This window comes from Pseudomonas sp. NCIMB 10586 (assembly GCF_023127895.1).
Lineage (GTDB): Bacteria > Pseudomonadota > Gammaproteobacteria > Pseudomonadales > Pseudomonadaceae > Aquipseudomonas > Aquipseudomonas synxantha_A.
On sequence record NZ_SPKQ01000007.1, the window covers coordinates 188312 to 211767 of the forward strand.

At 60.3% G+C, this 23456-nt stretch carries 17 protein-coding genes; 3 read left to right on the forward strand and 14 right to left on the reverse strand.

Annotation, left to right across the window (positions count from 1 at the left end; genetic code table 11):
* Positions 1-11 precede the first annotated feature (11 nt).
* A complete protein-coding gene (oadA, locus tag E4P01_RS02985) occupies positions 12-1820 on the forward strand; it encodes a sodium-extruding oxaloacetate decarboxylase subunit alpha (protein WP_032878657.1) in 1809 nt (602 codons plus the stop codon).
* A 67-nt stretch (positions 1821-1887) separates the two neighbouring features.
* On the opposite strand, the gene E4P01_RS02990 is transcribed toward oadA, so the two are convergent.
* The 4 genes from E4P01_RS02990 to E4P01_RS03005 form a co-directional block, all read right to left on the reverse strand.
* Positions 1888-3279 carry a hypothetical protein gene (locus E4P01_RS02990; RefSeq protein WP_216090501.1) on the reverse strand — a complete coding sequence of 464 codons (1392 nt, stop codon included), beginning with the start codon at positions 3277-3279 and terminating at the stop codon, positions 1888-1890.
* A 125-nt stretch (positions 3280-3404) separates the two neighbouring features.
* Complete coding sequence (locus E4P01_RS02995; protein WP_032878658.1) at positions 3405-4700, reverse strand: autotransporter outer membrane beta-barrel domain-containing protein; 1296 nt, start codon at positions 4698-4700, stop codon at positions 3405-3407.
* A 164-nt stretch (positions 4701-4864) separates the two neighbouring features.
* A complete protein-coding gene (locus tag E4P01_RS03000) occupies positions 4865-5635 on the reverse strand; it encodes an amino acid ABC transporter permease (protein ID WP_032878659.1) in 771 nt (256 codons plus the stop codon).
* Positions 5632-6453, reverse strand: a complete 822-nt coding sequence (locus E4P01_RS03005) for an ABC transporter substrate-binding protein (RefSeq protein WP_148853775.1) — start codon at positions 6451-6453, stop codon at positions 5632-5634. Before E4P01_RS03005 ends, E4P01_RS03000 begins: the two co-directional genes overlap by 4 nt.
* A gap of 114 nt (positions 6454-6567) precedes the next feature.
* Between E4P01_RS03005 and E4P01_RS03010 the strand changes: the two genes are divergently transcribed.
* The gene (locus tag E4P01_RS03010; protein ID WP_194439617.1) at positions 6568-7470 is read left to right on the forward strand and encodes a homocysteine S-methyltransferase family protein; all 903 of its coding nucleotides are present in this window, start codon (positions 6568-6570) and stop codon (positions 7468-7470) included.
* 43 nt (positions 7471-7513) lie between these two features.
* On the opposite strand, the gene E4P01_RS03015 is transcribed toward E4P01_RS03010, so the two are convergent.
* Genes E4P01_RS03015 through E4P01_RS03025 form a run of 3 tightly spaced genes read right to left on the reverse strand, consistent with a single transcriptional unit; the run spans position 7514 to position 9277 of the window.
* Positions 7514-8185, reverse strand: coding sequence for a GNAT family protein (locus E4P01_RS03015; RefSeq protein ID WP_216090500.1), 672 nt, complete (start codon positions 8183-8185; stop codon positions 7514-7516).
* A 10-nt stretch (positions 8186-8195) separates the two neighbouring features.
* Positions 8196-8642 (reverse strand): GNAT family N-acetyltransferase, encoded by a 447-nt coding sequence (locus E4P01_RS03020; RefSeq protein WP_032878663.1) that lies wholly within the window; start codon positions 8640-8642, stop codon positions 8196-8198.
* Complete coding sequence (locus E4P01_RS03025) at positions 8639-9277, reverse strand: FMN-binding negative transcriptional regulator (RefSeq protein ID WP_216090499.1); 639 nt, start codon at positions 9275-9277, stop codon at positions 8639-8641. The genes E4P01_RS03020 and E4P01_RS03025 overlap by 4 nt, the downstream gene beginning before the upstream one ends.
* Positions 9278-9365: 88 nt before the next feature.
* Here E4P01_RS03025 and E4P01_RS03030 point away from each other — a divergent pair, with 88 nt between their 5' ends.
* A complete protein-coding gene (locus E4P01_RS03030; RefSeq protein ID WP_216090498.1) occupies positions 9366-10904 on the forward strand; it encodes a PLP-dependent aminotransferase family protein in 1539 nt (512 codons plus the stop codon).
* A 19-nt stretch (positions 10905-10923) separates the two neighbouring features.
* Here E4P01_RS03030 and E4P01_RS03035 read toward each other — a convergent pair whose 3' ends face one another.
* From E4P01_RS03035 to aspA, 7 genes are all read right to left on the reverse strand, one after another.
* A complete protein-coding gene (locus E4P01_RS03035) occupies positions 10924-15531 on the reverse strand; it encodes a DUF6543 domain-containing protein (protein ID WP_216090497.1) in 4608 nt (1535 codons plus the stop codon).
* 151 nt (positions 15532-15682) lie between these two features.
* Positions 15683-16774, reverse strand: a complete 1092-nt coding sequence (locus E4P01_RS03040) for a polyamine ABC transporter substrate-binding protein (protein ID WP_148853780.1) — start codon at positions 16772-16774, stop codon at positions 15683-15685.
* On the reverse strand, positions 16771-17805 hold the full coding sequence (locus tag E4P01_RS03045) for a histone deacetylase family protein (RefSeq protein WP_216090496.1): 1035 nt from the start codon (positions 17803-17805) through the stop codon (positions 16771-16773). Before E4P01_RS03045 ends, E4P01_RS03040 begins: the two co-directional genes overlap by 4 nt.
* Before the next feature lie 132 nt (positions 17806-17937).
* Positions 17938-18930, reverse strand: coding sequence for an AraC family transcriptional regulator (locus E4P01_RS03050; protein WP_032878669.1), 993 nt, complete (start codon positions 18928-18930; stop codon positions 17938-17940).
* A 49-nt stretch (positions 18931-18979) separates the two neighbouring features.
* Positions 18980-19957 (reverse strand): asparaginase, encoded by a 978-nt coding sequence (locus tag E4P01_RS03055; protein WP_216090495.1) that lies wholly within the window; start codon positions 19955-19957, stop codon positions 18980-18982.
* A 76-nt stretch (positions 19958-20033) separates the two neighbouring features.
* Positions 20034-21479, reverse strand: a complete 1446-nt coding sequence (locus E4P01_RS03060) for an alanine/glycine:cation symporter family protein (protein WP_005792545.1) — start codon at positions 21477-21479, stop codon at positions 20034-20036.
* 392 nt (positions 21480-21871) lie between these two features.
* The gene (gene aspA / locus E4P01_RS03065; RefSeq protein WP_003195657.1) at positions 21872-23296 is read right to left on the reverse strand and encodes an aspartate ammonia-lyase; all 1425 of its coding nucleotides are present in this window, start codon (positions 23294-23296) and stop codon (positions 21872-21874) included.
* Positions 23297-23456: the final 160 nt, after the last annotated feature.

A 23456-nucleotide genomic window follows, 5' to 3' on the forward strand; every position in this document is an offset into this window, starting at 1 on the left:
GGAATATAAGAATGAGCAAGAAGATTTTCGTAACCGACACTATCCTGCGCGACGCCCATCAATCGTTGCTGGCCACTCGTATGCGCACCGACGACATGCTGCCGATCTGCGACAAGCTCGACAAAGTCGGCTACTGGTCCCTGGAAGTCTGGGGTGGCGCAACGTTCGACGCCTGCGTGCGCTTTTTGAAAGAAGACCCGTGGGAGCGCCTGCGCAAACTGCGCGCCGCGCTGCCTAACACGCGCCTGCAAATGCTGCTGCGTGGCCAGAACCTGCTGGGCTACCGCCATTACAGCGACGATGTGGTCAAGGCCTTCGTGGCCAAGGCTGCCGTCAACGGTATCGATGTGTTCCGCATCTTCGACGCCATGAACGACGTGCGTAACCTGCGCGTGGCCATCGAAGCCGTCAAAGCGGCCGGTAAACATGCCCAGGGCACCATTGCCTACACCACCAGCCCCGTGCACACCGTCGATGCGTTCGTGGCCCAGGCCAAGCAGTTGGAATCCATGGGTTGCGACTCCATCGCGATCAAGGACATGGCCGGCCTGCTGACCCCGTATGCCACTGGCGAACTGGTCAAGGCGCTCAAGGCCGAGCAGAACCTGCCGATCTTTATCCACTCCCACGACACCGCGGGCCTGGCTGCGATGTGCCAACTCAAGGCTATCGAAAATGGTGCCGACCATATCGACACCGCCATCTCCAGCTTCGCCTGGGGCACCAGCCACCCGGGCACCGAGTCGATGGTCGCCGCCCTTAAAGGCAGCGAGTTCGACACCGGCCTGGACCTGGAGCTGCTGCAGGAAATTGGCCTGTACTTCTACGCGGTACGCAAGAAGTACCACCAGTTTGAAAGCGAGTTCACGGCGGTCGACACCCGTGTGCAGGTCAACCAGGTACCGGGCGGGATGATTTCCAACCTGGCCAACCAGTTGAAAGAGCAGGGCGCTCTCAATCGCATGAGCGAAGTACTCGCCGAAATCCCGCGTGTACGTGAAGATCTCGGCTTCCCGCCGCTGGTGACCCCGACGTCGCAGATCGTCGGCACCCAGGCGTTCTTCAACGTGCTGGCCGGTGAGCGCTACAAGACCATCACCAACGAAGTGAAGCTCTACCTGCAAGGCGGCTACGGCAAGGCCCCGGGCACTGTGAACGAAAAGCTGCGCCGTCAGGCCATCGGCAGCGAAGAGGTCATCGACGTTCGCCCGGCTGATTTGCTCAAGCCGGAAATGACCAAGCTGCGCGGTGAAATCGGCGCGTTGGCCAAGTCCGAAGAAGACGTGCTGACCTACGCCATGTTCCCGGATATCGGGCGCAAATTCCTTGAAGAACGCGACGCAGGCACCCTGGCCCCTGAAGTCCTGCTGCCGATTCCGGAGGCAGGCGGTGTGGCCCGTGCCGGTGGTGAAGGCGTGCCGACCGAATTCGTCATCGACGTGCACGGCGAAAGCTACCGTGTAGACATCACCGGTGTCGGCGTGAAGGCTGAAGGCAAACGCCACTTCTACCTGTCCATCGACGGTATGCCGGAAGAAGTGGTGTTCGAGCCGCTCAACGAGTTCGTCAGCAGCGGCGGCAGCAAGCGCAAGCACGCCACCGAACCCGGCCATGTCAGCACGGCGATGCCGGGCAATATCGTCGACGTGCTGGTCAAGGAAGGCGATGTGGTCAAGGCCGGCCAGGCTGTATTGATTACCGAAGCCATGAAGATGGAAACCGAAGTGCAGGCCGCGATTGCCGGCAAGGTGACCGCTGTTCATGTGGCCAAGGGCGACCGGGTCAACCCGGGTGAGATCCTGATTGAGATCGAAGGCTGATAACAGCCTTCGACACTACCGCTTAATCCTCGGGGGGGCAGGTGCCCTCCTTTTTTTTGCCTGAAACTCAGGCCTCTGTAGAGGGTTTGCGCCTGAAACTGACAAAGACCCCGCTGGGTGTGTAGATCAGCCTCGGCGTCAAGGTTTTAAGGTTGCTGGTGATCCTGTTGAAGCGTCCCTCAATCTGAGCAGCGTCGATAACACGTAACTGGCGGGTTAGCAGTTCGTCGTTTTCGTGTTCGACCTGGATATTCAGTGTTGTGCCCTTGAGGCGGGCGCTGTTGCCGACTTTCAAGGTGCTGTGCGCTTCACCCATGCCGAGGGTGAAGGCCAGGGTCGACCCGTTTGCCAGGTCAAGGTCGTGCTTGATTCGCGTCTGGCTTTTCAGCGCAGGGTCCAGCAGCAGCGTGCCGGCAACGTCAAGATTGGTTACCGTGCCTGCGGTGTAGGTTGCGCCTGCATCAATCGTCATTGTGCCCCCGATGTAACTCTGGTTGATCAGCGTTGCCCCGCAAGAGACTCGGCCTTGCTGATTGGCGTCCAGCGCACCGTCGAGGGTCCAGGCACCGCTGCCTATCCACAGGTGCTGGATACGACGGGCGCCGTTGAAAGTGCCACCTTGGACATCGTCCAGCACGACGTGATTGGTGCCACTGCCACCGTCTACTTTGCCGTTGAATTGAGCGTTACCGCGCACAGTCAACACATCATCGCCACCCCCCATATCCAGGGCGATGCCTTTGGTGCCGCTTATCAGCCCATCGTTGGTGACTTGGTCATTGTGTTCTCCGATCAGCCTCACGCCGTAGCCGTTGCGACCGGTGATGATGCCCTCGTTGATCAGCGAGGTGCTCCCATAGGCCGGGCCCAAGTCCCCATCGTCCACCAGCACCCCATGATGTGCGCCGCGAATAACTCCACGGTTATAGATTTCGCCGCCGCCCATGGCGATGCCTTCGCTGGTGTTGGGGGCTCCGTTCTTGTCCGCGCCATTGGCCCCGGTGCCTTCAATGAGCCCGTAGTTGTGCACGCGTGCACGTTTGTCGATGTCCAGGCCATCACCGTCGCCATCATTCTCTTTGGATCGCTGGGCATCCGCGCCCCTGATGATGCGGTAGTTGACGACGTCTGCATTGCCCTTGGATTTCAGACCGGCCCCTTTATGGCCGATGATTACGCCGTAATTGATCAGCGTCACATCGTCGGTGGCTTTGATGCCGTTGCTGCCACCCGCTACCGCTCCGTGGTTGACGATTATGCTTGCTGCGCTGTTCGCGCTTATGCCGCTATACGACTCCTTGAAGCGCGTGGAAGGCCCGGTGGATATGTGCCCGTAGTTGGTAAAATGACCGCCGGTGGCGAGTTCGATAGCGTTACTTTTTTCAGCATAAACAGGGGCTGCTGCCGAACAGCCAGGCAGGGGGATATAGGCCGCAAGCTGGTGGGGTACTCGTAACATTGGGTTTCGACCTCAAGTGTGCTTGAGGTCGAAAACTAACGCAGGTAACAGCCGACAGATGTCGGCTGGCAGAGCAGATGATTGTAAGAAGGCTCGCTGTCGGGATGTCGTCTGACGATGCTCGGTTAAAAGCTCATCGTCCATTGCCCCTTCAAACCCTGGTTGCGGCTATGGGTGCCAGCTTGGCCGCTGTAGGCCAGGCCCAGGGTGTGTTGCTTGGATAACGCAAGATCAACGCCCAAGTTTACGTCGAGGCTATTGCGGTCCAGGGACGTGCCGGTAATGGTGAAGCCATCAAGCGCAACGGGCGCATTGCGATAGGTTTGGTGCACCTGGCTGTCAACCGCGCCGTAGAGGTGTTTCCAGCCGGCGCTGAGGTGAGGCGTGAGGCTGACCTGATCATCGAACCTGTAAACCGTCGCCAAGCGCAGGCCAACGGTGCTGTTAAGGTTCTGCTGGGTCTGTGCGCCGACGTTCAGCGCGGTCAGGCCGCCACTTTCCTTGAAACTGTCGCGGTGATGACGCTGGTAGCCGAGGCCAGCGAAAGGCTCGATGTGGAGGTCCTGGCTGCCCAATTGATAGCCCAGCTCAGAGAACAGCGTTTGGCTTTGAGCATCGTAACGAGACTTGAGCGAGTCCTTGTAAACGAGCAGGTTGACGTCGCGCCGGTTGGTCCCGGCATGGCTGCTGTAAATCGCCCCCAGGCGCAGGGCCAGCGGGCCGTCCTGACGCACCGCGTATGCGCCCAGGTGCAAGCTGTCCAGTTCGGTAGAGAAGCGTTGCGCCTTCAGGTCACTGGCGGATTTTGCCCCCATAACACCCACACGCCAGGCGTTATCCACTGCCCAGTCGGCGCCCAGCATCAGACCCTTGCTATCGTGCTTCAGTCCGGCGCTGCCGCTTCGTTGGTCGAGGTGGCCGCCGTTACTCACCCCTTGTACCCAGAAACGACCGTTGTCATCGTCGGGCAGGTTGCGCAGGGACGAGAGCAATTGGCTGCTGATGTGGCTGGTGACGGCGTGCGTGGCGCTGAGCAGGTTCGCGTTTTGGCTACCGGCCAATTGCTCCAGGGCTGCGCCGATGCCGCCGGGCTGTGCGGCGAGTGCGTCATTTACCTTTTGCAGCTCCTTGAGCTTCTCCGAGGTCAATTCGCCGGACTTGAGCAGTTCAAGCAGTGCGGGCTCCAGCACCTTGGCCACTTGCACGCCATTGTAGGTGGAGGCTTGGCCAATGAAGTAGCCGGGGTAGGGCCCAGGGATTGGCGGCGTATCGACTTCAGGTTTGAAGGCCCCCTCAGCGTCGAGCGAATCATAGGGTTGGTGAGGCCTGTATTCAATATCGCCTCGTGCGTGCGCAGGTTGCACACTGAGGGCAATTACAAGACTGATAAATGCTGCGATTCTTTGCGGTGTAAAGGGCATGAATTACCGACCTCTGATGAATGAGGCCGGGAATGTAGCGGGGGCACAGGCGGATAACTGTCAGGCCATTGACCGCTGGTTTGCGGGAGTTGTCTTTAGTCAGGTGCGATAAAAAGCCCATCTGCGTTTGGCCGACCAAGGCGCTATACAACGGGTGCTGCGCTTTAACTGCGGTGCATATACCCCTTGCCGAAATGCCGCTCCATGCGCGCCTGGATCAGCTCCAGTCCCAGTGACAGTACCCAATAAATGATTGCCGCCGTGGTGAGCATCTCGATGTAGCGGTAGCTGGAGCGGCCATAGGACTGTGCCAGGAACATCACTTCCCATACCCCCATCACCGAGACCAGCGACGAGTCCTTGAGCATCGAGATGAATTGGTTGGTGGCCGGGGGGATGATGGTGCGCATGGCCTGGGGCAGGGTGACGTGCCAGAAAATTTCCCTGTCACGCATACCCAAGGCCAGCGCGGCCTCGCGTTGACCATGGGGCACGCCGAGGATGCCGGCGCGGAAAATCTCGCTCAGGTAGGCACCATAGTTCAGCGACAACGCGATGATCCCGGCGACGATGGCGCCCGGCACCAGGCCCAGTTGCGGCAGGCCCAGGTAAATCAGCAGGATCTGGATCAGCAGCGGCGTGCCACGAAAGAACGAGGCGTAGAAACTGGCAATGCCAAACGCCACCGCGCTTTTCGACAGGCGCCCCAGCGCGGTGATAAAGCCCAGCACCGATGACGCAAGCATGGCGCACAGGCACAGGAATAGCGTCAGCGCCGCACCTTGCAGAAAACCGTTGGGCGCCAGGTGCAGGCCGACCAGGTTGGGCAGCTTGTCGAGAATGATCGAGAACTTCAGGTCAAAGCTCAGGAAGAAACTGGCAAACAGGGCGAACAGCGCCGCCCAGGTCAGGTAAAGCCGTATGCGAAAACTCATTGGCTGATGTCGGCGCCGATCCATTTTTGCGACAGCTTGCTCAAGGTGCCGTCCTGTTTAAGCTGGGCGAAGACCTCACGCACTTTGCTGTCCCACTGCGCGTCGCCTTTCTCGATGGCTACCGAGTTGGGCTCCGAATACAGCGGTGCGCCGGCCAGCTTGAAGCGCTTGTCCTGGGTCAGGCGCGGCTGCGCGGTAACCAGGTTGGTGAGGATTGCGTCCAGACGCACGCCGGCGCCCAGGCCCAGGTCCTGGAACGCCACATTGTCGGTATCGTACGGGGCGATCTGCACCTCTTCGAACGGGTACTGCAGCTGCGTGTCTTCGGCGCCTTCGATGACCAGGTTCTTGTTCAGGTAACTCTCGTAGCTGGAGGCACTGGTGAGCCCGACTTTCTTGCCGCTCAGGTCCTTGGCTTCGTGGATGCGATCATCCTTGGCGTTGACCACGATCACCGCGGGCGAGGCGTAGTACTGCACCGGGAAGTCGAACACCTCGGCGCGTGCCTTACTCGGGGTCATGGAGCAGATGCAAATGTCATAGCGCCCGCTCCAGCGGCCAGCGGCAATGACGTCCCATGAAGGCGTTTCCAGGCGCAGCTTCACGCCAAGCTTTTGCGCCACGGCCTTGGCCACATCCACATCGAAACCGTCGAGCTGGTTCTGCTCGTTGAGGAATGAAAACGGCGGGTAGCTTTCCATCAGCACGCCGACCAGTTCCTTCTTCTGCTCGATACGATCCAGCGTGGCACCGCCAAAGGCTTGGGTGGAAGCAGCCAACATCGTCAGGCCCAGGGCCAACAGCGGTCTGAATTTCAAAATCGAACACCTGAATAAAAAAGAGGTTGTTATTAACCGAACGGTACGCATTAAATAGTTATAAGAACGACTCTCATAGTGAGTTATTTTCATAAGCATATGAGTAAAAAGCATATGGGCGCAGCACGCACAGTAATTCTCGATGGTGGCATGGGCCGTGAACTGCAACGCCGTGGCGCGCCGTTCCGCCAGCCGGAGTGGTCGGCATTGGCCTTGAGCGAAGCGCCGCAAGCGGTGGAGGCGGTACACGCGGCCTATATCGACAGCGGTGCCGACGTGATTACCAGCAACAGCTACGCGGTGGTGCCCTTTCATATTGGTGAGGCGCGCTTCGCCGCCGAAGGCCAGGCGCTGGCCGCATTGGCCGGTGAGTTGGCGCGACGGGCGGTGCAGGCGTCCGGCAAGGCGGTGCGTGTCGCTGGCTCCTTGCCGCCGCTGTTTGGCTCGTATCGGCCCGACTTGTTCCTGCCGGAGCGGGTCAGCGAGTTGCTGACACCGCTGGTGCAGGGCCTGGCGCCTCACGTCGACCTGTGGCTGGCGGAAACCCAGAGCTCAATCGTTGAAGCGCGAGCGATTCATGCCGGCCTGCCGCAGGACGGTAAACCGTTCTGGCTGTCGTTCACCTTGAAAGACGAAGACACCGACGACGTACCGCGCCTGCGCTCCGGCGAACCGGTAGCGGAAGCGGCCGAGGCGGCGGCGCAGTTGGGTGTGCAGGTGTTGTTGTTCAACTGCAGCCAGCCGGAAGTGATCGGCGCGGCGATCGATGCCGCGCGGGAGACCTTCGAGCGATTGGGCGTAGCGATTCAGATCGGTGCCTACGCCAACGCCTTCCCGCCGCAACCCAAGGAAGCCACGGCCAACGATGGCCTGGACCCGTTGCGCGACGACCTCGACCCGCCGGGTTACCTGCATTGGGCTGCTGATTGGCAGGCGCGTGGCGCTAGCCATTTGGGTGGGTGCTGTGGCATCGGGCCGGAGCATATTGCGGTGCTGGCGCAGCGCCTGACCAACTGATCCACCGCAGATTAAAGTGTGGGAGGGGCGGTGCGAGTGAGATCTAGATTCGGCAGTCGGCCAGCGTTTTCAGCTGGCCCGAACCACTCTGGTTCGCCTCAGACAACCAGGCCTCAAACCCCGCGCCCACTTTGGGCCATTCCGAATCCAGGATCGAATACCACGCCGTATCCCGGTTCTGCCCCTTGACCACCATATGCTGGCGGAACACCCCCTCAAAACTGAACCCCAATCGCTCGGCCGCATACCTGGAGCGCGCATTGCTGTTGTTGCACTTCCACTCCAGGCGGCGGTAGCCCTGTTCGAACGCGTACTTGGCCAGCAGGTAAACCGCTTCGGTACTTTTTGGCGAGCGCTGCATCGGCGCGCCGAAGGTGACGTGGCCGATTTCAACGCGGCCTTGGGCTGGGACGATGGACATCAGGCTGAGGATGCCCTGGACCTGACCGGTCGCGCGGTCGATCACGCTGAAAAAATACGGGTCGCTATGGGCCGCATGGTTGTTCAGCCAGGTATCAAAGGCGCCGCGCTCGGGAAACGGGCCGTAGGGCAAATAGTCCCATAGCTTCGGGTCAGCACCGGGCCCTTGTAGGGCTTGCCACAGTTGATCGCCGTGGCGCGCCGGATCGAGTTTTTCCAGGCGGATAAAGCGCCCTTCAAGCAGTTGAACCGTGGGGGACGGGACGCCTTTCCAGTCGGCGAGGGAAGTGGACATGCTGGGCTCCTTAAAGACCTTGGCGAAATTGGATGAAACCAGGGCGTTCGGCGATGCGTTCGTAGAGTTGGATCGCGGTGGCGTTGGTCTCGTGGGTCAACCAGTGCACTTTGCAGCAGCCATCGGCCTTGGCGGTGGCGTAGACGAACTCGATCAGCTTACGGCCTACGCCGGTGCCGCGTTGGGATGGGTCCACTAAAAGATCCTGCAGGTAGCACGAGTTCTCGATGCTCCAGTTGGAGCGGTGATAGATGAAGTTAACCATGCCCACCGCCTTGCCGTCCTGCCAAGCCAACGCCGAGTGGGTCGGCTCGCGGGCGTCTATCAGGCGTTGCCAGGTGCTTTGGCTGACGGCGTCCGGCAGTTCGGTGTTGTAGAACTTCAAGTAGGCCAGCCACAACGGTAGCCAGGCGGCGTGGTCCGCGGCGGTGACTTGGCGGATGTCGATCGGGGTCATTCTGCAACTCCTTGGGGAATGAAACGGGCGAGATTCTGGTCGCGCAGATCAGCGCTGCCGGCCAGGGCTTCACGTACGCCGGCCATATCGGCTGCGCTGCGGTTCTGACTGAGCTTGCGTTTGCCGACCAGGCGGTCGATAGGCAGGGCAAAGCCAACGATGGCCTTGAGCATGGCGTCGATGTAGTCGTCCGGCGCGTCGCCGACGGCCCAAGGTTGGGCGCGGCCGCGTTCGTGGTGATCAGTGAGGGCGCCGACGACCTTGAGTAATCGCTCGCTGTCGCTGAACACGTCGGCCTTGCCGTAGGCGTGCACGGCGAGGTAATTCCAGGTGGGCACCACTTTGCCGTGCTCGGCCTTGGAGGGGTAAAACGCCGGGCTGACATACGCCTCGGCGCCAGCAAAGATGACCAGTGCTTCACTGCCGTTTTGCAGGTCGCGCCACTGCGGATTGGCCTTGGCCAGATGCCCATAAAGCGTACCGTTGGGTCCTTCGTCGGGATTGAGCAGTAACGGCAGGTGGCTGGCCTGCAGGCCGTTTTCACCCACGGTCACCAACTGCGCAAGGCGCGTGTGCCGGATCAGTTGCTGGATTTGGGGCAAATCATCGAGGGCGAAGGCGCGAGGTGTGTACATGGAAAATTTTCCTTGGCGAATACCTGCATCCTAGGCAGGCTAATGGCTCGTTGTAAGAGCCATCTAGCCCTCATTTCATAGGTCCAATATGCCGCCCGTCATCCCCTCGATGTCGTTCGACCCTGCTGGCATCGAGTTGGATCGCCGCCAGGGCCTGACACGCCAACTGTACGACGCCCTGCGCCAGCGCGTGCTGGATGGGCGGCTGGTCAGTGGCACGCGCTTGCCTGCCACCCGTGATATGGCGGCGGCGTTGTCGATCTCGCGCAACAGCGTGGTACGCGCATACGATCAGTTGTATGCCGAGGGGTTTATTGAAAGCCGGGTGGGAGACGGCACCTACGTCTCACAGCTGCCCACCGCAAAAAAACTATCCACAAAACTATCCACAGGGTTTTCAACAGGCTTACCCACAGCCTTATCCACAAATCGTCTGGATAATGCGCACACTCAGGCCAGCGAAGTTATCCACAGTGGTGGCCTGGACAGGGTCAGACATAACCATTTGGTCCAGCCTCCTTGCGGTCCGCCACGGGCTTTTCGGGTGGGGGTACCGGCCTTTGATCTATTTCCTTTTGAGGTGTGGGCCAAGCTTAATGGGGCGTTCTGGCGCAAGCCGGACCTGGCGCAGTTATGCTACGGCGACCCGGCCGGTGACGAGCGTCTACGTGGCCTGATCGCCGCTTACCTGCGCACTGCGCGAGGTCTGCAGTGCACGACTGAGCAAATAGTGATCACCAGTGGCGCGCAACAGGCAATCAGCCTTTGTGCACAGTTGCTGGTGGAGCCTGGGGATTGCGTGGCGGTGGAAAACCCGGGTTATCGCGCGGCAGGCCATGCCTTTGCGTTGGCAGGTGGACGATTGAAGGGTGTGCCGGTGGATGGCGATGGTATTGACTGCGAGGTCTTGAACCGCCTGAAGGATTGCCGGGTGACCTATGTCACGCCGTCCCATCAGTACCCGTTGGGCGTGGTGATGAGCCTGGCGCGGCGCCTGCAATTGCTGGCCTGGGCCGAGCGTACTGGCGGTTGGATCGTCGAAGACGACTATGACGGTGAGTACCGTTACACCGGAGCGCCCTTGTCGCCCTTGGCGGCGCTGGACCGTAGTGGGCGCGTGCTTTATGTCGGCACATTCGGCAAGGTGGCATTCCCGGCTTTGCGCCTGGGTTACCTGGTATTGCCGCCAGGTCTGGTAGAGGCCTTTGCTCAGCGCCGCGCCGTGGACATGCGTCATTCCGAAGTCAGCACTCAGGCCGTAATGGCCGAATTCATGGCGGCGGGGCATTTCCAGCGCCATATTCGGCGTATGCGCCGTGCGGCCCTGAACCGCCGCAACGCTTTGTTGGTCGGCTGGCCCAGCGAATTGCCAGGTGTCGGGGCCTTGCCCAGCGTTGCAGCAGGCTTACACCTGACGGTGCGCGTGGACAGCCTGGCCCGTGAGCAAGCGCTGCTTGCCCAAGCCCGCGCGGTAGATGTCGAGATCAACGGCTTGAGCGGCTACTGGCTGGCAGATACCGGCCCACCACCGGACCAGCGTGCCGGACTGGTGCTGGGGTTCGCTGCCGTGCCTGAGGCGGCCATCGCACAGGCGCTGGCCCGCTTGCGTCGGGTGTGGCTGGCTTGAATACGATCCGGCACTGAGGTTACTTCACCTTGAAAAACAACCGCTGGGCCTGGTCCCGGTTTATTTCGCTGAGGTAGAACGCGGTTTTTTGCTGTTCGTTGAGGCCGTCAAGACTGTCGGCATCTACTCCCCGGGCGTGCTCTTGCGGGGTTTTCAAGCGGCCCCTGAGAAAAGCCCTGGCGGGCACCCATTCGGCCGAATAATGGAAGTGTGCATACCACAGCACAGTTTTATCACTGCGGTTACTCAGGGTGTACTCATCCAGGTAGACCTTGACAGGCCCTTTGAGCCGGCGGCGCTTGACGGTTCTCTTGATTACGATCTCGTTGTTTTGCTTAAGCCATTCCACGCTACTGATGGTGGGTGGGCGTTTCTTGATCATTTGCAGTTTCTGGCGAGCCGCCTCTTGATAGAGTGCCTGCGCCGCTTCGCTCAGTTGTTTGTTGACCAGAGCCGCAGAGCCCCCGTTGCTCTCGGTGGAGTTGCTTTGGGTCAGAGCCTGCTCAATGTTTGCAGAGGCCTGTTCCAGTTTTAACGCATGTTGGTGGTACAGCCATTCAATGCCAGTAGCGCTGCGCTCCGGTTTGATCGCCTGTTGGCCAGTGCGCTGCTTGAAGGCCCCCAACCCGTCCAGAAGCTCCTGGGCCTGGCTGATACTGGTGGCGACGTCCAGAGTAGTGGTGGTAGTGGTGGTCTCGACGGGATTGACGTGCTGCACCCACACACCTGGGGTTTTTTCGTGAAAGGTCGCCATGATCTGCTGGTTGAGAGGAGAGATGACATCCACCATGCCGGTTTCATCGCCGGCCTCTGTCAGTCGTGGTACTCCCACCAATACCCCGTTGTAGCGCGTGTGAATGATTTTTTTCTTTGCTCTTGGCGGTGTTGAAGGCGGTGTCGGGCGGCTTCTGAGCGTGTCCCGATCCGCGTGCAGCAGTTCCAGGCTACCCAGGGTTTCGCGGTAGAAATCGCGGATTTTTTCGCGCAGGGTCGTGATACGTGCAGGCAGCGCTGCGTCAGGAAACTCGTCGGGGAAATCCTGCAGGCGTTCGTCGATGATCTTGAACTGTTCGACCAGGCTGCCAAGGGTTTCGATGCGTTCATCCAAGCGCGCCTGGCTACGCTCCATCGACGTTTCATGCAAGGCCTGAATCGACAGGTTGGCGGTGTCGACGATGGTGTCAATGGCACTCCAGGCTGACGAGGCTGTGGCGATGCTGTCGCCGTCCAGGCATAAGTTGCGCGCCAAAGACACTTGCAAGGCCCTGAGGTCGCGGGCGGTGTAGCTTGGCAATTGACTCCGGTAGTTGCGAATTTGCTCGAATCCCAGCTCACCCAGCGCTTTGAGTTCGGTAAGCCGCGATTGGCTGTAGTTCAGGCGCTGGATCATGTCTTGGCTCAATTCGCTCATGATGCGGGCATCGTCGATATGACGTTCCTGGGGATGGCTGATTTGATGTTCGACCTGGTCCAGCACGGTTTTGAGTTTAGGTGTGAAGGCAACTTGCGCTTCGGTGATACCGGTCCGGGCCAGCTCCAGTTGGGCCTTCACGTAGCGGAGTGCGTGTTGCTGATAGTCCGCGCTGGGCGAGAACACGTTTAATATCTTGAGCTGTTGCAGTGCCTTTTCGTAGTCGCTGCTCTGGCTTTTGAGTTTTTGCAGGTAGGTTTGGCGTCTGACCTCGGATGAAGTGGATGACGCGGTGTCCGACATCGCCAGATGGGCCTGCTGCAACTCCAATTGCGCAGTGGGTTTGTTTTGTTCAAATAGCGTCAGGCGTCTTTGGGCTTCTATCGCGTTGATCTCAGCTTTGGATTTTGACTGTTCCTGCAGCTGCTTGGAACCGGCGCCGCGCAGGCGCAGACGAGTGTCGATGAACCATTGGCCCTGAGCGTTGTGAATCAACGCAGGCCCTGTTCGACCGGGCTGCTTCGGGTCGATGATGAATACCGCTTCATCTTCACCGGCACTGACCTCAAACCAGCGTTCCCCCACAGGGGCGTAGTATTTTTGTGCCTGATGAAAGAGATGCTGGTACTGGTTTTTTGCGGTTTGCGCCGCGCCGAGGCCTTGCGGTTTGCTGACCTTGAAGCTGTCGAGCACGGTTGCGAGTTCGCTGGGTATGCGCTTGATTGCGCCGCTGGTGTGCAGGTGCGGTAAATGTGTGGCCGGCAACTCCTTGGTCAGGGTCACCTCTTGTTTGATCGTGACCTGCTTTGTGCTGGTCGCTTTGGTCAGCTTTGGCGTGGTCTTGCGTGGGTAGCCGGTACGGTGGCTGCGGCTGGCGGCGTGCAACGTGATCGCCATGCCGAGGTTCAACAGGACATCGGTGAGTGCCGACCACTCGGCTTGTTTTTCGTCGTGGTCATGCGCTTGCACAAAGGTTTGCAGTTGATCGACCACCTGCCAGATCCAGGCGCCCGTGCCGATGGTGCGCCCCAGAAACGGCAGCACCCCATTGAAGATCACCCAGCCGGCGTGTTTAAAGGTCGCCCAACGGCTTTCGGCGTTGGACACCGATTGGCGGTTGGCCAGTTCTATCAGGGCCTGGGCATTGGCCTTGAACATTGTGGTGAATCGATCACCGTTGAGTACTTCGGTGCCCAGGGTCATTGGCCCGCTCATGGTCCATAGCTTGTCGGGCTCCACCAGGTAATCGGCGACCGCCCAAGGTGAAGGCAGCGAGCCGGGAAATACATAGTTGGTATAGTCGCTGCGGACCGCATCCGGCAGCCAGGCCAAGACCGACTCGCACAAGCTGCTCGATTGCGCGATCGTATAGATGAGGTTGGCCGGCGACGGGAACTGCATCAGGGCTGGCGTGAACAGCGGCCGGTACAAGAGGCATGGCCCGGCCGCCGGGTCTTCGGGGCCTATCACGTACATGTTGGCGACCGTGTCCACAGAGGTGTCCGTGCGCCGGGTGGGCACGAAGGCCAAGGGCCTGAGTACGATGGTTTGCCCGTCCACTTTGCTGTCAGTGGCCTGTTCTTGCATCACCGCGGTCACATAACGGTAGCCCTGCTCGTCAATGCTGCCTTCCTGGCGGATCTTGGCCTGCAAGGCCTGCATCGGCAGTTGGATACGCAGGTGTTGGCTATATAGCGTATTGCGGCGTGCAGATTCCCGAGTGTCATCCAGCAGCTTTTCCTTGATCAGCGCAGGGTAGGTACGGCCAATATCGGCATCGGTGGCCAGCGATTCAAAATAGGCAGGGGTCATCCACTCAGGCAGGTTGGAACCATTGCTGGTCTTGACCACTTTGTTACCGACGGGCACTGCAATCAGGTTTTGCAGGGCCAGTTCAACCAGGCTGAACGTGTTGCTCTCAACCTGGCCCGGAACGACGAAAGCGCCCCACACGACCGGGCTCTCTATTTGCAGGAAGATCTTCTCCAAGGGCAGGTTAGTGCTATCCGGGTGGTCCTTGATCACCTTTGCCTTGATGACCTTCAACGCGTACGCCTCGATAGTAGGGACGTCGTCCAGGAACGACCGACCGGCATTCTGGTTATGCAGCGCGGCGAGGTCTTTGAGGTGCCGAGCATAGAAATTCGAGTCGCTGGGTGAAGCGTTTGTCAGCCAGTCGGGCATCTGCTCGCGGTACCAGGCCAGATCCGGGCTGCTTTGCGCAGGCGGCGGGGCAGCAGCAGGTGGCGTGCCCAGTGCCATATCGACGTTGTTGGTTTTGCGCAGGTCGGAGAAGTCGATTTCAGCGATGGTATCGATCTGCAATGACACCAAGGCACAGGCTTGGTGATCAAAGAAGTTGCCGTCCGGTTCAAACAGACGCCATTGGATTTGCGGGTCCGTGACAGAGCCCGACAGGTGCGCGGGCAAGGATTGGCCCAGGTGCTCCAGCGAAGGAAACTTTTCATAACCCTTGAGCAGCGAATGCGTGAGGACTGTGGTTTTGCCTTCGTGTTCGCCGATCAATACCGCGATGATCACATCATTGACGTGCTTGACCTGCCCTTCATCGTCGACTCGGTCGATATCAACCAGGCAAGCCCTGAGCTTGTAGAGGTCGTTGCCCTTTCTGTCGGCTTTGTCGGGGTGAGTGAACAGGGCGCGAGCCATGGCACACTCGGTGGCGGTCCAGTCATCGGCGGCCTCGACATCCCACACCGTGCGCAGCAGGTTCGACAGCTCGTGCCAATGTGGGCCGCTGCCGTTGGTTTGATTCCAATAGTTGATCGTTTGTTGCTGGTAGGCCCGCAGCATCGAAGGCGCCAGTTGGTTGATGGTCTTGGCGATTTCAGTCACGCGCACGGGCAGGTGTACCGCCGGCTCGATGATCGGTTGCTGCGTGAGAAAGTGCTCGCCCTGAAGGTACAGGATCGGCACCGCCAGCACTGCCTGCCTGGCAAGGATGTCACTCAGGGCCTGGTACTCGGTGGGGCCGGCGCTGACCCGGTCGTCATCCAGGTTCCAGGTGGGCGTTGCGAGCATGACGGTGTCCGGGTCGATATCCAGCGTCGGGTACTGCTCCTGGAGCGCCTCGCGCAGCAGCAGGGTTGCAGTCTCCCTGAACGAAGGACCTGTAGAGAATTGGGTGAGCAGCGCTATGCGTGCATCCGGACGCGATGTGGTCGAGGGCGTGGTCGTTGAAGCGGGGGCGTTCATGGTGAGGCTTCCCTGTCTGGCCGTTTGGTGGAACCAGCCCTGAGGTCAAGGCTAGAAATTTCCATGCTAGGGCGCGGCCACACAGAGAGGCGGTGCTTAGATAGGCCACCTTCACAAGCGCATTCGAAGGTACACGTCAAACCAAGGTGCTTCAGGTGCCGGATTTGATCCTGGTCCAGGCCCTTGTCCTGGCGCGTTCGGCTTTGCTGTCCAGGGGGATGAGGGTGTAGAGCGTGGCCATGGCGGTGTCGGTCGGATACAGGTTGGGGTTGTGGCGAATGGTCGGGTCGACCCTCTCGGTAGCGTCCCTGTTTGGATTGGGGTACCCGACGAAGTCACTGATGGGTGCGATCACTGTGGGTTGCAGCAGGTAGTTGATGAAGGTGTAGGCGTCGTTCGGGTTTTTGGCGCCTTTGGGAATGGCGAGCATGTCGAACCAGATCGGCGCGCCTTCCTTGGGCAGGCGCATGTCCACGGTCACGCCATTCTTGGCGTCTTTGGCACGGTTGGCGGCTTGGGAAAAACTGCCGGAATAGCCCACCGCCACGCAAATATCCCCGTTGGCGATGTCGGCCATGTACTTGGAGGAGTGAAAGTAAGTGATGTACGGGCGGATCTTCATCATCAGTGCTTCGGCCTTGTCGTAGTCCTTGGGATTGCCGCTGTTGGGGTCCAGGCCAAGGTGTTGTAACGCCAGGGGCAGTATTTCCGAGGGCGAGTCCAGCAGTGCGACGCCGCATTGCTTGAGCTTGCTGAGGTTTTCCTCCTTGAAGATCAGGTCCCAGCTGTCCACGGGGGCGTTGTCGCCCAGGGCCGCCTTGACCTTGGCTGGGTTGAAGCCGATCAGGATGGTGCCGTACATGTAGGGCACGGCGTATTGATTGCCGGGGTCGTTGGCTTCGATCAGCTTCATCAGCTTGGGGTCCAGGTGCTTCCAGTTGGGCAACTGGCTTCGATCCAGGGGCTGGAACACACCGGCTTCGATCTGCTTGGCCAGGAACACATTGGACGGCACCACCACGTCATAGCCGGAGTTGCCGGTGAGCAACTTGGCTTCCAGGGCTTCGTTGGTGTCGAAGATGTCATACACCAACTTGATCGACGGGTTCTGTGCCTTGAAGTCTTCCAGCGCCTTGGGCGTGATGTAGTCGAACCAGTTGTAGACCTTCAGGGTTTTTTCTTCGGCCTGGGCTGCGCCACTGACAACCACGGCGCACAGGGCGAGCGACTTGAGTATGTTCATTGGGCTGCTTCCTCGAAACCTTCCAGCACGTTGACGGCGTTGATGCCGATTTCCTCCACCGCGTAGCCGCCTTCCATCACGAACAGCGTGGGCTTGCCCAGGCGGGCAATGCGCGCGCCCATGGCCAGGTAGTCCGGGCTGTCGAGCTTGAACTGCGAGATAGGGTCGTCCTTGAAGGTGTCCACGCCCAGGGACACCACGATGATGTCGGCGGCGTAGCGCTCGATCTCTGTGCAGGCTTGTTCAAGCGCTGCGCTCCAAGCCTCCCAGCCTGAACCTGCGGATAGCGGGTAATTGAAGTTGAAACCTTCTCCGATGCCTTCTCCCTGCTCATCTGCATACCCGAGGAAGAACGGAAACTCTGCCTCCGGATGGCCGTGGATCGAGGTGAACAGCACGTCGCTGCGCGCATAAAAAATCGACTGTGTGCCGTTGCCGTGGTGGTAATCCACGTCGAGGATCGCGACCTTTTTGCAGCCCTGATCAAGGAACGCCTGGGCCGCGATGGCTGCGTTGTTGAGGTAGCAATAACCGCCCATCAAATCGCTGGCGGCGTGATGCCCAGGCGGGCGGCACAGCGCGAAGGCACTGTGGGCGCCTTGCGCGATGGCGGCCTGGGCTGTGAGGGCGACTTGCGCGGCGCTGTAGGCCGCTTGCCAGGTGCCGGCGGTAATCGGCGCGCCACCGTCGAAACTGTAATAGCCCAACTGGCCGTGCAGGCTGGTGGGAATCACGCGGCGCAACGTGCGGGCGGGCCAGGTGTAGGGCAGCAGGTCGCCGTCCTGGCCGTATTCGGTCCAGCGTTGCCAGGCGCCTTTGAAGAAATCCAGATAGTCGCGGCTATGGACGCGTTGCAGCGGCGCCAGGCCAAAATCCTGCGGGGCCTGCACGGGGCCCAGTTCCCGCGTCTTGACCCGTTGCAGCACGTGGTCGGCACGCGAGGGCATTTCAAAGCAGGGCATCAGTTGCCCGTCCATCAGTTCACAACGGCCGTGGTGCAGGTGGTGATCGTCCGAGTAGATCGTCAGCATTTGTTGTTCTCCGCAGGCTGTATCGGTGTATGCAGTCTTGCGGTGGGCGCGGTTTATGAGAACGTCAGGAGCGGCCAAAAGGGGATCAATATGGCCAAAGTGTGTGTCCGCAATTCGCCCCTCATTGGCGCGTCATGCACGAAATTGGCTCGGCGTCACGCCGCTCCAGCGCACGAAGGCATGCCTGAAACTCGCCGTTTCGCTGAACCCCAGCGTCTCGGCAATTCGGTGGATCGGCCACAGGTTGTCAGCCAACAACTGTTTGGCGCGTTCAAAGCGCAACTCATCGAGCAGTTCCTGATAGCTGCAGCCCAGATCATGCAGGTGCCGGCGCAGGGTGCGCGCCGAACAGTTCATCTGCTGCGCCAGGCCATCGAGCCCAGGGGCGGCGTGCAGTTGTGCGGCCAGCAACTGGCGGATTCGCCCCAGCCAGGCCTCGCGCCCGGTGAATTCAGTGTTTTGTTTGCGGCAACGTTCGACCATGGCCTGGTGGGTGACCGTGTCGGCCAGCGGCAACGGTTGGGCAAGCCAGCGTTTATCAAAGGCGAACGCGTTGGCAATAGCCTGAAACTGTAGCGGGCAGTCGAAGCTCTCGGCGTAGCGCGCCTGATAATCCGGCGCGTCGTGCTCAAAACGAGCGCCCAGCAAGGGCAGGGGATGGCCGAGCAGGTCGTCACAGATGACCTTCAGTGATCCCAGACACAACTCGACATTGAAGGCGGTCAGGGCCGGGTTTTCGCGGTAGTCGCCGGCCGTGAACCAGATACGTTCGCCGTCTTCCTCCAGGCTCAGTTCGAAGAGTGTTCCCAACAGCGCCGGATACCGCAGGGCCAGATGCAAAGCGTCACCGAAAGTGGCACTGGTGAGCAGGGCATAGCCCAGTATGCCGTAGGAAGAAACATGCATACGCCGGCCAACGATCAGTCCGATATCGCGCTGACGGGCCACGGCATTGGCGCACACTTGCATCTCCTGGTGCGTGGCGATGCGCGTATCGGCGCGGCTCAAGTCCGCCGCGCAAATGCCGCTGCCGGCCAGCAACGCTTCGTGGGGCAAGCCTTCGGCCTCGAAGGTGCTGAGTACCAAGGACACGGCATTGAGGGTGGTGAGGTGGGAGTGCAGCATGGGAACTTCCAGCCAGGAGTGGCTGGAAGTGGAGCAAGTTACATGCCGGTCAGCTCAGTTCGCCGCACAGGTCCAATTCCACCAGGCGACGGATTTCGCTGGTCTCCAGCCCGGCACCGAGCAGGGCGTTGAGCTTGCCGAACGCTGCCTCGCGGGTCATGCCGCCACCGGACAGTACGCCCACATCGCGCAGGCGGCTGCCGGCCTCGTAGACGTCCAGTTCTACACCGCCTTCATGGCATTGGGTGATAGCAACCACCACCACATCCTGGTCCTGCGCACGTTGAAGGCTGGCCAGGAAGGCTGGGTTGTCACTTGGCCCGGTGCCGCTTCCGAAGCACTCCAGTACCAACGCCTGAATGCCGCTGCCAATTACAGCGTCCAGTTGCGCGGCATCAATACCCGGCACCAACGGCAGTACGGCGACATTCGCCAAGGCTTTGGGCTGACGGTAATCCAGCGCGGCCGGCAGGGACTCGGCGCGGGCAATGCCACCCTGGCGTTGCAAGGTCGCAAACGGATTGCGCCCGAAACTGCGAATTTTCGCGCAACGGGTCGGCGCCATCAGCGCGCCGTGGAAGTACAGGTGTACACCCGCTGCCAGGCCTTCGCCCAATGCCGCCAAAGCACCACTGACATTTTCCCAGGCATCACTGTCCGGCACGCCGGCCGGCAACATCGAGCCGGTGAACACCACCGGTGCGGGCAAGCCCAGCAATTGGAAACTCATGGCCGCCGCGCTGTACGCCAGGGTGTCAGTGCCGTGCAGGATCAGCACCGCGTCGCAGCCGTCGTCCACGGCTTCAACCACGGCGGTACGCAGGCGCCGCCAGTAGGCGGGGGTCATGTTGGCGCTGTCGATCAGTGGCGACATTTCCCGGAACCGCCACGTGGGCACTGGCGCGTCGGCAAGCTGTTCGCGCATACGCGCCTCAAAACCTGAAGCGGGTGCCAGGCCATTGGCGCTGGCCTGCATACCGATGGTGCCGCCGGTGTAGAGCACCATCACGTTGTTAGCTGGTTGCATGAGAAATCTCCTGAACGAAAAACGCCGCCGGGCCCAGAGCATGCCCAAGGCCGGGCGGCGTGTCATCTAGCGGTGATCAACGTTGCGCTTGAGCGCTCAGTTCAGCCGAGGGTGCTGCTTCAGGCTTCACCGGATTGGCCGGCCAGGCCTTGCGGTCCAGGTCCAGGTCAGGGAACTGGCTGGAGTCGAACACCGGGGTCTTGATGCCCGCTGCACGCTGGTTGTCGTAGTCGTTGAGGATGCGCATGGCGATCTTGAACAGGAATGCCAGGGCGAACAGGTTGACGAACGCGAGCATGGTCATGGTGATGTCGGCGAAGGCGAACACGGTGCTCAGGTTCTCGATCGAACCCCAGAAAATCAGCACCAGCACCAGTGCGCGATAGCCCATCAGCACCTTGCGGTTATTGCCGACCAGAAAGCGCAGGTTGCTCTCGCCCAAGTAGTAGTTGTACATGATCGAGGTGAACACGAACAACGCCAGGGCCACCGAGATGAACATGCGGCCCCAGTCACCGACCACCGCCGCCAGGGAGTTCTGGGTCAGGGCAATGCCGTCGCCTTCAAAGCCTGGGGTGTAGAAACCCGACAGCAGGATCAGCAACGCAGTACAGGTGCAGATCACGAAGGTGTCGAGGAACACGCTGAACGCTTGCACCACGCCCTGGGCGATCGGATGCTCTACCGAAGCCACCGCGGCTACGTTAGGCGCACTGCCCAGACCTGCTTCGTTGGCGAACACGCCGCGCTTTACACCCATGATGATCGCGCTGCCCACCAGGCCACCGAAGGCTTGGTCGAGGCCGAACGCGCTCTTGACGATGGTCGCGAGCATGGCCGGTACGTGGTCGAATTGCAGCACGATCACGTACAGGGTCACGGCGATGTACACCAGGGTCTTGACCGGTACCAGCAGGTCGGCAATCGACGCAATACGCTTGATCCCGCCGATGAACACCAGGCCCAACAACACCGCCAGCGCGAGGCCGGTGTAAGTGGTGTCGAGGCCAAAGGCGTTATTGAGCGAGTGGGTCACGGCGTGGGCTTGCAGGCCGTTGAAGGCAAAACCGAAGGTCACCAGCAGCAGGAACGCCATGACCATCCCCAGCCAACGCTTCTGCAGGCCGTGCTGGATGTAATAGGCCGGGCCGCCACGGTAGGTGCCTTCAGCGTCGGTGCGCTTGTACAACTGGCCGAGGGAGCACTCGATAAAGCTCGAAGACATGCCCACCAGAGCAGTGACCCACATCCAGAACACCGCCCCCGGACCACCCAGGGTCACAGCAATACCGACACCCGCGATGTTACCGGCACCCACGCGTCCGGCCAGGCTGAGCATCAGCGCCTGGAACGAGCTGAGTTGACCGGCGCTGCTCTTGAGGCTGTCTTTAAACACCGAGAACATGTGGAAAAAGTGACGCAATTGAACGAAACGCGAGCGGATCGTGAAATAACCGCCGAGCCCGACTATGAGCACGATCAGTACTTTCCCTGAGAGGAAGTCGTTGATGACTTCGAGCATGGAGTGTTCCTCGCTGATTTTTCTGATGGCAAACGCAGGACGGTCCGACGCATCGCTCGGCACCAGGCAGTGCACGACGCTTCGATCCCCATCCTTTTGCGGGTGTTGTTATTCATGCGGTTTCGCGTGGTACCCGGGCCTCGTTACCGATGGCCGCAGACGCGAGAGGGGCGGCACTATACCTAGGCGAGACTGATCCGTCTGCACGGGCTGATTAAAGGTTTCAGCCACGCGGTGGCAAGCAAGGTGGGTTTGCAGGGCGATATTGGAGTTTTTATGGGCTTCATTTCACAACCTTGAGGCAAAAAAAAGGGCCTGAAGAACGAGCCTTCAGGCCCTCAAAAGGTGAGAGGTGTCTAGTCCCTCAGCCTGGTGAGCGGTGCAACAAACGCTTAGGCCTTCAGCGGGACCAAGCGTGGAGCGATCATGTTTTCCGGGCGCAGGATGTCGTCGAGCATGGCGTCGTCGAGCAAGCCTTCTTCACGCACCAGTTCCAGCACGCCGCGGCCGCTTTCAAGAGCGATACGCGCGATGCGGGTGGCGTTTTCATAGCCGATGTAGGGGTTCAGCGCGGTGACCAGGCCGATGGAGTGCTCCACCAGTTCGCGGCAGCGTGCTTCGTTGGCGGTGATGCCGACGATGCAATGCTCGCGCAGCATGTCCATGGCGCGTTGCAGCAGGCGGATCGAGTCGAAGATCTTGAAGGCGATCAGCGGCTCCATCACGTTCAGTTGCAATTGGCCGCCTTCGGCCGCCATGGTCAGGGCCAGGTCGTTGCCGATGACCTGGAATGCCACCTGGTTAACGGCTTCCGGAATCACCGGGTTGACCTTGCCGGGCATGATCGAGCTGCCTGGCTGGCGCGCCGGCAGGTTGATCTCATTGATGCCGGTGCGTGGGCCGCTGGACAGCAGGCGCAAGTCGTTGCAGATCTTCGACAGCTTCACCGCGGTACGCTTGAGCATGCCGGAGAACAGCACGAAGGCGCCCATGTCGGAGGTGGCTTCGATCAGGTCGGCCGCCGGTACCAGCGGCTGACCGCTGATGGTGGCCAGGCGTTGTACGGCCAGGGCCTGGTAGCGTGGGTCGGCGTTGATGCCGGTGCCGATGGCGGTGCCGCCCAGGTTCACTTCGGTGAGCAGCTCCGGCGCCAGGGTCTTCAAGCGCGCCAGGTCTTCACCCAGGGTGGTGGCGAAGGCGCGGAATTCCTGACCGAGGGTCATCGGCACGGCGTCTTGCAATTGGGTACGGCCCATTTTCAGCACATGGCTGAACTCGGCGCCTTTGGCGGCGAACGCCTGGATCAGGCTGTCGAGGCTGGCCAGCAGCGCGTCATGGCCCAGCAGCAGACCCAAGCGGATCGCGGTCGGGTAGGCGTCGTTGGTCGACTGCGCCATGTTCACGTCGTTGTTGGGGTGCAGGTACTGGTATTCGCCTTTCTGATGGCCCATGGCCTCCAGCGCGATGTTGGCGATGACTTCGTTGGCATTCATGTTGGTTGAAGTACCAGCGCCGCCTTGAATCATGTCCACCACGAACTCTTCGTGGAAATCGCCGCGGATCAGGCGGGCACAGGCTTCGCTGATGGCAGCGTGCTTGGCTTCGCTGAGCTGGCCCAACTCGCGGTTGGCGTCAGCCGCTGCTTGCTTGACCATTGCCAGGCCGACCACCAATTTCGGGTAATGCGAAATCGGAACGCCCGAGAGGCGGAAGTTGTTCACCGCTCGCAGGGTCTGGATGCCGTAATACGCTTGAGCAGGTACTTCGAGTACGCCAAGCAGGTCTTTTTCTGTACGGAAAGATGCAGCAGAGGACATGACGGAAATCATCTCGATATGGACCCGGAACTGGCCGGAACGCTGCGAATGCTAGGCTTGTAGAAGTTTTTGGGCCAATGCTGTTAAACACTGGGCTATGCACAAACGGCATAATGTGGATGTGACCCAGCCATGATGGCGGGCGTGTGTGCCAAAATGG